The 10,340-nt window shown below is 37.2% G+C and carries 13 protein-coding genes; 3 read left to right on the forward strand and 10 right to left on the reverse strand.

Annotation, left to right across the window (positions count from 1 at the left end):
• Position 1: 1 nt before the first annotated feature.
• From B3I52_RS03540 to B3I52_RS03550, 3 genes are all read right to left on the reverse strand, one after another.
• Positions 2 to 1,081 (reverse strand): Ldh family oxidoreductase, encoded by a 1,080-nt coding sequence (locus B3I52_RS03540; RefSeq protein ID WP_293298808.1) that lies wholly within the window; start codon positions 1,079 to 1,081, stop codon positions 2 to 4.
• Positions 1,082 to 1,158: 77 nt separating this feature from the next.
• On the reverse strand, positions 1,159 to 2,745 hold the full coding sequence (gene bshC / locus B3I52_RS03545; RefSeq protein ID WP_293298810.1) for a bacillithiol biosynthesis cysteine-adding enzyme BshC: 1,587 nt from the start codon (positions 2,743 to 2,745) through the stop codon (positions 1,159 to 1,161).
• Positions 2,746 to 2,805: 60 nt separating this feature from the next.
• A complete protein-coding gene (locus B3I52_RS03550) occupies positions 2,806 to 3,030 on the reverse strand; it encodes a helix-turn-helix domain-containing protein (RefSeq protein ID WP_293298812.1) in 225 nt (74 codons plus the stop codon).
• A 100-nt stretch (positions 3,031 to 3,130) separates the two neighbouring features.
• Between B3I52_RS03550 and B3I52_RS03555 the strand changes: the two genes are divergently transcribed.
• On the forward strand, positions 3,131 to 3,544 hold the full coding sequence (locus B3I52_RS03555; RefSeq protein WP_293298815.1) for a hypothetical protein: 414 nt from the start codon (positions 3,131 to 3,133) through the stop codon (positions 3,542 to 3,544).
• 163 nt (positions 3,545 to 3,707) lie between these two features.
• Here the strand turns inward: B3I52_RS03555 and rimO are convergent, their stop codons facing one another.
• The 7 genes from rimO to rpmB form a co-directional block, all read right to left on the reverse strand.
• Positions 3,708 to 5,039, reverse strand: a complete 1,332-nt coding sequence (gene rimO / locus B3I52_RS03560) for a 30S ribosomal protein S12 methylthiotransferase RimO (protein WP_293298817.1) — start codon at positions 5,037 to 5,039, stop codon at positions 3,708 to 3,710.
• Between the two features lie 16 nt (positions 5,040 to 5,055).
• A complete protein-coding gene (locus B3I52_RS03565) occupies positions 5,056 to 5,322 on the reverse strand; it encodes a type II toxin-antitoxin system RelE family toxin (RefSeq protein WP_293298820.1) in 267 nt (88 codons plus the stop codon).
• Entirely contained in the window at positions 5,323 to 5,532 is a 210-nt protein-coding gene (locus tag B3I52_RS03570; RefSeq protein WP_293298823.1) for a hypothetical protein, read from the reverse strand.
• A gap of 13 nt (positions 5,533 to 5,545) precedes the next feature.
• Positions 5,546 to 6,508: a signal recognition particle-docking protein FtsY gene (gene ftsY / locus B3I52_RS03575; RefSeq protein ID WP_293298826.1), complete on the reverse strand. Its 963-nt coding sequence runs from the start codon at positions 6,506 to 6,508 to the stop codon at positions 5,546 to 5,548.
• Between the two features lie 66 nt (positions 6,509 to 6,574).
• Entirely contained in the window at positions 6,575 to 6,739 is a 165-nt protein-coding gene (locus B3I52_RS03580) for a DUF4295 domain-containing protein (RefSeq protein WP_293298829.1), read from the reverse strand.
• Between the two features lie 89 nt (positions 6,740 to 6,828).
• Positions 6,829 to 7,011, reverse strand: coding sequence for a 50S ribosomal protein L33 (rpmG, locus tag B3I52_RS03585; RefSeq protein ID WP_107216618.1), 183 nt, complete (start codon positions 7,009 to 7,011; stop codon positions 6,829 to 6,831).
• Positions 7,012 to 7,049: 38 nt separating this feature from the next.
• A complete protein-coding gene (gene rpmB / locus B3I52_RS03590) occupies positions 7,050 to 7,283 on the reverse strand; it encodes a 50S ribosomal protein L28 (RefSeq protein ID WP_097132999.1) in 234 nt (77 codons plus the stop codon).
• A gap of 662 nt (positions 7,284 to 7,945) precedes the next feature.
• Here rpmB and acs point away from each other — a divergent pair.
• Together acs and B3I52_RS03600 are read left to right on the forward strand one after the other, a co-directional pair.
• Complete coding sequence (gene acs / locus B3I52_RS03595; protein ID WP_293298832.1) at positions 7,946 to 9,841, forward strand: acetate--CoA ligase; 1,896 nt, start codon at positions 7,946 to 7,948, stop codon at positions 9,839 to 9,841.
• A 210-nt stretch (positions 9,842 to 10,051) separates the two neighbouring features.
• Complete coding sequence (locus tag B3I52_RS03600; protein ID WP_293298834.1) at positions 10,052 to 10,237, forward strand: CsbD family protein; 186 nt, start codon at positions 10,052 to 10,054, stop codon at positions 10,235 to 10,237.
• Positions 10,238 to 10,340 lie beyond the last annotated feature (103 nt).

Here is a 10,340-nt window from a genome sequence, read left to right on the forward strand (position 1 = left end):
CTTACAGTAGTGCTACGCCAATTTTTTCAGCTAAACTATTCAGGTCGTTAACCACAACATCAATTAAAGGAATGCCAGCTGTTTTACGTTCTTGTTCAAATTCGTATTCTGGTTCGCCCGGAATAATTATTTTTTGATTAGACTGTATGGTTTTAGCGCTTTTAAAACGTGCTATCCAATTGTCTAAATGGTCTTTAAAATCTTGCGAAGGGCGGAAACCATCTACTCGCATGGCGCCTAAAAAGTGTCCAATACCTTTGCCTACCGGATTTGGGTCTGGTTCTAAAAAGGCCACAAATGGCGGTACCCAAGGGCCATAATTTGCGCCAGAAAGCACAGCCGAAAGAATATCTACCGTAGCGCCCAAACCGTAACCTTTATGGCTGCCGTGGTCTTTGTCGCTCCCCAATGGAAGCAACGAACCGCCAGTCTTTAGTTCGTTAGGATTAATTGAATTTTCTCCGTCTTTGGTTTGTACCCAGCCGTTTGGTATTTCCTTGTTTGCTCTTTGCGCAATTTCTAGCTTGCCATTAGCGGCTGCTGCGGTTGCCATGTCCACCACTACAGCGGGATATTTGCCTGCCGGAAAAGCGTAGCACATGGGGTTTGTGCCCAACAAACGCTCATTGGCGTAAGTAGGGGCAACCAAGGGGCTAGCATTGGTCATACTTATGCCAATCATGTCTTTTTCTACCGCCATTAAAGCGTGGTACCCCGCTATACCGAAATGGTTAGAGTTCTTAACCGAAACCCAGCCACTGCCATATTTTTCTGCTTTTTCAATCGCAATTTTCATGGCAAAAGGCGCCACCACCAAACCCAATCCTGCATCGCCATCAACAGTTGCAGTAGTAGGTGTTTCGTGAACTACACGAATGTTTGGTGTAGCATTAATTCTGTTTTTCTCCCAAAGGCGATAATAACCACTTAACCTAGCCACTCCATGCGAATCTATTCCACGTAAATCAGAACGTACTAAAACATCAGTTGCTAAAGTGGCATGTTCATCAGAACACCCCATCTTTTTAAATACGCTGAACGTAAAGTTTCTTAATTTTTTTTCGGTGAAATTGATGAACATGGTTAAATATGTTGTAAAGTTGTAAAATTATTTTTTAAACCTAATATCTTCCGATATCGGACGATCGACTTTCGTGCTTAAGCTAATATCAACGTGAAATCGCCACCTAAAGGTTCAAAGTTTTCTACCAAGCTCGAAATAAAATCATCGCCGTACTCTACATACATCGGAGCTAAATTTAAAACTCTTTCTTGCAAAGTTCCGTTAGGGAATAAACGCTTTTTTAGGTTTTCTATTTGATTGATGGAAACTTCGTGGTTTCTTTTTTCGGCTTTGAAAAATTTCTTCTCCAGCTTCTCTAGCAGTTTTTCAGTTTTGGTTAATACAGCATCGGCAGACACTTCAAGTGTTTTGTCTATCTTAAACGCATTGAGTTTAATTTTGTCGAATACCGACTGGATATTTGCTTTTTCATCAGCTAAACTAAGTGCAGCATCGCTATTTGCTGTTATCCATTTCTCTTGTAAGTCTGCTGTAGAAAGAAAAATGTCTTCGAAATTAAAACCTAGTTTAAGCAAATTAGAAAAGCTTCTTTTATCTATAACTAACGCAGAATTTCGTAGCAATAAAACTGGGAAGCTTACTTTGTAGTAATCGAAATTAGCCTTTAATTGCATCCAATAAGCAACTTCGGCACCGCCACCAATGTAAGCGATGTTGGGTAAAATTACCTCTTGGTATAACGGACGCATAATTACATTTGGGCTAAATCGTTCGGGGTAGGTGTCTATCTCCGTCAGTAATTGGGTCTCTGTAAATTTAATTTCGGTACGATTAACAGTGTATAAATCACCTTCTTTAATTATCCTTTCGCGAAGATTGTCTTTTAAATAAAAGAAATTAATATCCCGGCCGTTTACTTGAGTTTTGTAACCGTTTTCTTCTAAAGTTTTACTAGTTTTTTCGGTTAACCGGGCACTATGTTGCTCAATAATGTCACTCTTAATAATATTTGCAAATTGCGCTTTTAACGAAGCATCGTCTGCATTGACGATGACTAAGCCATATTGTTCAAACAAACTATTTACCAGTACTCTTGTGGCATCGGCTAAATTATCATTCTCTAAGTATGCCCTTTCTACCAGTTTGCCTAGCTTTTTGCCATTTTTGCTGATACCAAGGTAGCCTTTATAAGCTTGCACTGCTGCCGCTACGGTTTTTGTACTTAACCTGCCAGTTGCGCCATTGGTTTGCTGTATCCAACTGATATTTTTTTCGTCAACATTTACATGGTTGATTTCCTCAAAATCGTGGTCTTCGGTAGCCATCCAATAAATCGGTACAAAATTCTTTTCTGGATAGGCAATTTTTAACTCTAAAGCTAAGTTAATGGTGGTTACAATTTTGTAAATAAAATATAGCGGCCCTGTAAATAAGTTAAGTTGATGGCCAGTAGTAACTGTGAAAGTATTCTGGTCTAAAAGCAAATCAATATTTGCATTTACGGCTTTATTTGCCTCAATACCCAAATATTGTTTTTTTAAAGCTTGCACTAAAATCTTTCTATCACCCAAAAACTGATGATCTTCAAAAGCTTGCTTTAAACCGTTTAAATCTGGGCGGTAGCTGTAAAATGATTTTAAGAAATCAACATCATTCACATAATCTAAAACCAATTTAGAAAATGAGTGGGTATCTTGATAGGAAATGTATTTAGCCTTCACATCTCGAAATTAAATTAAATTTTGAAAATGACGGAGTGAAAGGTATTATTTTACACCATATTAATAATCAAACAAATCCTTTAACGGAATATTTAAGGCTTTGGCTATTGCGGTAGCCGTGGTGAGGGTAATGTTTACTTCGCCGCGTTCAATATTGCCTACTTGATTTTTAGAAATTTCTGCGGCTACTTCTAGCTGCCATTGTGATAAATTTCTTTCCTTCCTTAGTTGCCTAAGATGTACGCCAAACACTTTTAAAACATCTTTATCTCTATTATTTATCACATAGCTAAGATGCTTTTCATAAAAATATTATTTAACCCAATATATTGGGTATTTTTAATTATATTTATATATTTGATTATAAACAAATATTTAAGAAAAGATGAAAAAACTATTATTGAGTAGTATAGCGCTATTTTTATTTTCGGCTGCTATTGTTATGTTTCAAATGAGTTGTAAAAAGGAAGCTAAAGCAGATACTGTACCTACGACAGAATTTGATGGCTTGAAACAATTGGGAAAGATTCTTTATCGCATTAGCGGAACAGATGACTTCTATTTGGCTAATTACGACGGTTCAGGTAAACAAAAGCTAAATATCGGTTTGCCTACTGGGTTTAGTAAAACAAAGCATGACAGTATTGATGAGGTACATCTATCGCCAGATGGTAAGAAGATGTTTGTGAAGTTTTACATAGGTTCTGCTAATGGTTGGGTTTTATACAGCTACGATGCAGATGGTAGCAATATGAAAAAAGTATTGGAAGGTTTGGATAATTTTTTTGATGTTTATTAATTGATTTTAAGAGGGTGTCCAAAAAGTTGAAATACCGCCGTTCATTTCTACGAGGCACTAGGAGAAGTCTTTTGGAAAAGCTCTCTTTGTTACTGTCGAGATTGACGACCGGCTTTTTGGACAGCCTCTACTCGCAGGCTGTGGTCGAAATGATGATAGGGAGTTATTTCACAATCTGTCCGTACAAATCAAAATCTTCAGCTCTATCTACCTTTACATTTACAAAGCTGCCAATTGCGGCATAGCCAGAATTTGCATCAATGAGCACTTCATTATCCACTTCTGGAGAGTCAAATTCAGTACGGCCAATAAAGAAATTGCCTTCTTTTCTGTCCACCAAAACTTTATAAGTATTTCCTACTTTTTCTTGGTTAATTTCATAAGAAATTCCTTGTTGTAGCTCCATAATGGCATCTACACGTTCTTGTTTTACTTCTGCAGGTACATCGTCTACTAAATCATAAGCATGTGTTTTTTCTTCGTGAGAATAAGTGAAACAGCCTAAACGATCAAAACGAGTAGCTTCAACCCATTGGTACATTTCTTCAAAATCACGTTCAGTTTCGCCGGGGTAGCCGCAAATTAAAGTGGTACGCATAGCGATGTTTGGTACTTTTGCTCTAATGTCGTTAACAATATCGATGGTTTTTTGCTTAGTAATGCCTCTACGCATTGATTTTAGCATGTTATCGGTAATGTGCTGTAACGGCATGTCCAAATATTTACAGATATTCTCCCGCTCGTTCATGGCATCTAAGATCTCCATCGGAAAACCAGAGGGGTAGGCGTACTGTAGCCTAATCCATTCAATGCCATTAACGTCAGATAAGCGTCGTAAAAGTTCGTCTAAATTACGTTTGCCATAGATGTCTAACCCATAATAAGTTAAATCTTGTGCAATTAAAATTAATTCTTTGGTGCCGTTGGCTGCCAATATTTTTGCTTCATTCACCAACTCGTTCATGTCTCTCGAAACGTGTTTGCCACGCATTAGCGGTATGGCGCAAAAAGAACATGGACGGTTACAGCCTTCGGCAATTTTAAAATAGGCAAAGTGCGATGGTGTGGTTAACAAGCGCTCGCCAATGAGTTCGTGTTTGTAGTTTGCCCCTAAACTGTGTAAGATATTTTGAAGATCGTTAGTGCCAAAATAAGCATCAACGTTAGTAATTTCGGCTTCTAAATCTGGTTTGTAACGTTCCGATAGACAGCCAGTAACAATCACTTTTCCAACTTTTCCTTGTTCTTTAAGTTCGCTGTACTGTAAAATGGTATCGATAGATTCTTGCTTTGCATTGTCTATAAAGCCACAGGTGTTAATTACTACAATATCGTCTTTGCCCAACTTGTTCGATTCGTGTTCGACATTGAGGCTGTTACCTTTCAATTGCCCCATTAGCACCTCGCTATCGTAAGTGTTTTTAGAACAGCCAAGGGTAATAACGTTAATTTTAGGTTGAACCGTTTTTGTAGTCGTTTTGTTTTTTGTAATCATTTTTTAAAAATGATAGTTAAGGAAATAGTTTGTAGATTTCTTTACGATGAAGTACTCTCTCAAAAATGAGTGTTTCTTCTTCAAGTTTTATACCTACCCGGTAATTTCCAAATCTAATTTTATAATAATGTTGGTAGCCTGAAAGTTTTTCAAGCTTGTTAAGCTCGATAGAGCTTGTATATTGGTTAATATCTTCAAATACGAAATTTTCAATCTTTTCTCTATCTTTTTTGGGGAGTGAGGAAAGGTCTTTAAGAAATTTCTTGTTGTATTGAACAACCATTTATTTCTTTTGTAAGTTGCGATAGTATGTTAAAGCATCTTCTTTAAGCAAATTATCATTTACATGGTTTTGCTTCATTAATTCAGCAAAATTTATGTCTTCTTTTTCTTCTTTGCTTAAAATTTGTGATGATAGGCCCATTTTCTCAGCTAACTCTTTAAGTAGAGAAATATCTTTCTTATTATCAGTATGTATAATGATACTTGCCATAGTACAAAATTAACTATTTAAACAACGAATTCACAAACTCTTTCTTGTCGAACAATTGTAAATCGTCCATTTTTTCTCCCACACCAATATACTTTACCGGAATTTTAAACTGATCGGAGATACCAATAACCACACCGCCTTTAGCTGTTCCATCTAATTTTGTAATGGCTAGGGCGTTTACATCGGTTGCTTCGGTAAACTGTTTGCACTGTTCAAAAGCATTTTGTCCAGTAGAACCATCTAGTACTAATAAAATCTCGTGAGGTGCATTAGGTACTATCTTTTGCATTACATTTTTGATTTTACCAAGCTCGTTCATCAATCCAACCTTATTATGTAAACGGCCAGCAGTATCAATAATTACCACATCTTCTTTGTTGGCAACAGCCGATTGTAAGGTGTCGAAAGCAACCGAAGCAGGATCGGAACCCATGGCTTGCGCTACCACACGTACACCAACACGTTCGCCCCAAAGTTTAATTTGGTCAACAGCAGCGGCACGGAAAGTATCGGCAGCGCCAAGTACTACGCTTAAGTTTTCTTTTTTCAGCTTATGGGCCAGTTTGCCAATGGTGGTGGTTTTGCCAACACCGTTTACGCCAACTACCATAATTACATAAGGTTTATGGTCGCCATATTCGAAATTTCTAAAATCATTGCTGTTGTTTTCAGCTAGTAACAACTGAATTTCATCACGCAAAAGATGGTTTAGTTCAGTAGTAGAAAGATACTTGTCTTTTGCTACACGTTCCTGAATTCTATCGATAATTTTTAGCGTAGTGCTAACGCCTACGTCAGAAGTTACCAAAACTTCCTCCAAATTATCCAATACATCATCATCTACCGTAGATTTTCCGGCAACAGCTTTGGTTAGTTTACTAAAAAATCCCTCTTTGGTTTTTTCTAGTCCTTTATCTAGCGCTTCCTGAGCTTCAGGTGCGGTTTCTTTCTTCTTAAAAAAATCGAATAAACCCATAGTTTGATAAAATAAAAAAGCCATTCCGTTAGTACGGAACGGCCTTAAGCTATTCTTTGAATATTGTTATTTGCCGTTTGCAGCAGCAATAGCATCTTTAATGTGATCGTTGTGAACAATTGATTCTTTGAATGAATAAGCACCAGTTTTTGGCGACTTAACCATAGTGATCACTTTTGAATATTCTTTACCTGTACCTGTTTTAAGGGTTGCAACTACTTTCTTTGCCATGTTTTTTAATGTTAATGAGAGAATGTGATAATTAGCAAATTAGATAATTAATGTATATCGTTTTTGCCCTACACTTTCCACCTTAATCCTTACTTAATTTCCTTGTGTACGGTTACTTTCTTTAAAACCGGGTTGTATTTTTTCAACTCTAAACGCTCAGTAGTGTTTTTACGGTTTTTAGTAGAGATATATCTAGACATACCAGGCATACCACTTGTTTTATGCTCTGTGCACTCTAAAATAACTTGAACTCTGTTACCTTTTTTTGCCATTTCTTTATCTATTTATACCGAAAATCGGTAAATGTTTATTACAAATATCCTTTTTTCATGAAACGATTAATCGCTTCAGAAACACCAATTTTATTGATGGTTTTAATAGCCGAAGTAGATACTTTTAGTGTTATCCAACGATCTTCTTCAGGGATATAAAATTTCTGAAGTTGTAGGTTAGGATAAAACTTGCGCTTAGTTTTAACGTTCGAGTGAGAAACGTTATGTCCTTTCATCGCGGTTTTTCCTGTTAAATCACAAACTCTTGACATGACTTTATTTTGTTATTTGTTATTCGTCGCTTAATTCTTTTTAAGAGCCTGCAAATATCTGAATAATTTTTCTAATCATCAAGTGTACTGCCAAAATATTTTTAGATATTTTTAAACTGTTTAAATTTCTTATTCATAAAACACAGCTGACATGTTGAGCCTGTCGAAACATTCTTCGATAGGTAGTCTTCAACTACTTGTTCCGATTTATGGGAAAGCTCAGATTGACAAAGAAAAAAAAATCACTGAAATTTAAACAGTTTCTTTATTTGGTACTTAAAATACTTGAAAGCTTAACGATTAACAGGAAAGGACAATGCCTTCTTGTAAGGAGATAAACGGTTCGTTAGAACGGGTATTTTTTTGAAAAATACTAACTTTTAGGTATTCCAAATATGGGTGGGGCGGTTTAGTTTTGTAAGGTTTTTTAAAAATTCTAACCCTTGTAAGACATTCTAACTAAGTTGTCAGCTCTAACTTGGCCCACTTATAAAAATAGGTGGGTTTTTTTTTGTCAGTTTTTTTTAGAGGCATTGTGCTTGTTAATCATGGGGGTATTATTGAAAACTTGTTTGTAAAATTGAGACGATTTTGATGTTTTTATCGTATTTAATTATTTAATTTAGCAATTTCACAATCCAAAACCTATTATAAGATATACTATGCAAATCAAATCTTTTGAGCAGTATGAAGAAAGCTACAAAAAAAGTATTGAAAATCCAGAGCAGTTTTGGGGCGAAGTAGCCCAAAATTTTCAATGGAGAAAGCCTTGGTACAAAGTGCTTTCGTGGAATTTTGAACAACCAGAAATTAAGTGGTTCGAAGGAGCTAAGCTTAACATTACCGAGAATTGTTTAGACAGGCATTTAGTGCATAATGCAGATAAACCTGCAATTATTTGGGAACCGAATAACCCAGATCAAGATAGTGTAACCTTAACTTATAAAATGTTGCACGAACGCGTTTGCCGTTTTGCCAATGTTTTAAAGAGAAATGGTGCGCAAAAAGGCGACCGTATATGTATCTATATGCCAATGGTGCCAGAGTTGGCTATTGCTGTGTTGGCTTGTGCCCGTATTGGAGCGGTGCATTCGGTTATATTTGGGGGCTTTTCTGCGAAGTCTATTGCCGATAGAATTAACGACTCCCAGTGTAAATTGGTGGTAACTGCCGATGGCGTGTATCGTGGCGAAAAACCAATTCCGTTGAAAGAGGTAATTGACGATGCGCTAATTGGTTGCCCTACCGTAGAAAGGGTAGTTGTACTTACGCACGTTAGAACACCGGTAAGTATGCTTAAAGGCAGAGATGTGTGGTGGGAAGATGAAGTAAAGCACGTAAGTGCCGTTTGCGAAGCCGAAGAAATGGACGCAGAAGACCTCCTGTTCATTCTATATACTTCTGGTTCTACCGGGAAGCCTAAAGGGGTAGTGCATACCTGCGGGGGCTATATGGTTTATGCAGGTTATACCTTTACTAACGTATTTAATTATCAGCCAGATGAAGTTTATTTTTGTACGGCAGATATTGGCTGGATTACCGGTCACTCTTATATTGTTTACGGGCCGCTTTCGCAAGGTGCTACCTCATTAATTTTCGAAGGTGTGCCAACCTATCCTACACCATCACGCTTTTGGGATATTGTAGAGAAGCACAAGGTGAACATTCTTTATACGGCACCAACGGCCATACGTTCGTTAATGAGTTTTGGCGATGCGCCATTAGTAGGAAAAGATTTAAGCTCTTTAAGGGTTTTAGGCTCGGTAGGCGAACCAATTAATGAAGAGGCTTGGCATTGGTACGATGATAAAATTGGTAAAAATAAAGCACCAATTGTAGATACTTGGTGGCAAACAGAAAATGGCGGCATCATGATTTCGCCAATTGCTACTGTTACCAAAACAAAGCCTAGTTTTGCCACTTTGCCTTTGCCTGGGGTACAGCCAGTTTTAGTTGACGAAAATGGCAAGGTGCTAGAAGGCAATAACGTGAGTGGTAACTTATGTATTAAGTTTCCTTGGCCGGGCATGTTGCGCACCACTTATGGCGACCATGAACGCTGCCGCCAAACTTATTTCTCTACCTATCCGGGCATGTATTTTACAGGCGACGGTTGTTTAAGAGATGAGGATGGCTATTACAGAATTACTGGAAGAGTAGATGATGTATTGAACGTTTCTGGCCATAGAATTGGTACTGCAGAGGTAGAAAATGCCATTAACATGCACTCCGGTGTGGTAGAAAGTGCGGTAGTTGGCTATCCTCACGATGTTAAAGGACAAGGTATTTACGCCTTTATCATTTATCCAAACCACCACCAAGACGCAGACTTAACCAAGAAAGATATTTTGCAAACCGTTACCAGGGTAATTGGTGCTATTGCTAAACCAGATAAGATATTATTTGTAACAGGCTTGCCAAAAACCAGATCGGGTAAAATTATGCGTCGAATTTTAAGGAAAATTGCTGAAGGAGAAACCACAAACTTGGGAGATACCTCTACTTTGTTAGATCCAGCGGTGGTTGATGAAATTATCGAAGCGACGAAAAAAGCTTAAAAAATTATTTGCATTTATTAATTAAAGGTCAGCGAGAGCTGGCCTTTTTTGTTTAACTTTTAAAAACATAATTGCCGATAACTTGTTCCTTTTAAGCAATTGGGTAGTAAATATCCAACGGTAAGCAGGTCTTTTTTAGCATAGAAAATGCCAAGCTTGCTTATTAGCTATTAGTCTATTGTTAAACAACTTTTAAATAAAGGATAAATTATGGATAAGTTAGAATTAAAAGGAAAATGGAATGAGTTGAAAGGCAAGGTTAAGCAAGCCTATGCAGATTTAACAGATGATGATTTGAAATACGAAGAGGGAAAAGACGATGAATTGTTGGGTAGGCTACAGCAGAAAACCGGAAAAGGAAGAGATGAACTGGTGAAATGGATCAAATCATTATAAGAAACGGTTTAAGTGCTCTTTAATAGCTAGCGGTAATTAGAAAACGGGTTTTTCAGGCTAACTTTAGAGAGAAGTAAAACAAAAGGGGCTGTCTCAAAAGTAG

The organism is Pedobacter sp. UBA4863, from assembly GCF_002399615.1.
Lineage (GTDB): Bacteria > Bacteroidota > Bacteroidia > Sphingobacteriales > Sphingobacteriaceae > Pedobacter.

Coding starts and splice junctions, on each gene's coding strand:
- B3I52_RS03600 (WP_293298834.1), top strand. CDS start 10,052: ATGGATAAGTTAGAATTAAAAGGAAAATGGAATGAGTTGAAAGGCAAG.
- rpmG (WP_107216618.1), bottom strand. CDS start 7,011: ATGGCAAAAAAAGGTAACAGAGTTCAAGTTATTTTAGAGTGCACAGAG.
- B3I52_RS03565 (WP_293298820.1), bottom strand. CDS start 5,322: ATGGTTGTTCAATACAACAAGAAATTTCTTAAAGACCTTTCCTCACTC.
- B3I52_RS03570 (WP_293298823.1), bottom strand. CDS start 5,532: ATGGCAAGTATCATTATACATACTGATAATAAGAAAGATATTTCTCTA.
- B3I52_RS03580 (WP_293298829.1), bottom strand. CDS start 6,739: ATGGCAAAGAAAGTAGTTGCAACCCTTAAAACAGGTACAGGTAAAGAA.
- B3I52_RS03555 (WP_293298815.1), top strand. CDS start 3,131: ATGAAAAAACTATTATTGAGTAGTATAGCGCTATTTTTATTTTCGGCT.
- acs (WP_293298832.1), top strand. CDS start 7,946: ATGCAAATCAAATCTTTTGAGCAGTATGAAGAAAGCTACAAAAAAAGT.
- rimO (WP_293298817.1), bottom strand. CDS start 5,039: ATGATTACAAAAAACAAAACGACTACAAAAACGGTTCAACCTAAAATT.
- rpmB (WP_097132999.1), bottom strand. CDS start 7,283: ATGTCAAGAGTTTGTGATTTAACAGGAAAAACCGCGATGAAAGGACAT.
- ftsY (WP_293298826.1), bottom strand. CDS start 6,508: ATGGGTTTATTCGATTTTTTTAAGAAGAAAGAAACCGCACCTGAAGCT.
- B3I52_RS03540 (WP_293298808.1), bottom strand. CDS start 1,081: ATGTTCATCAATTTCACCGAAAAAAAATTAAGAAACTTTACGTTCAGC.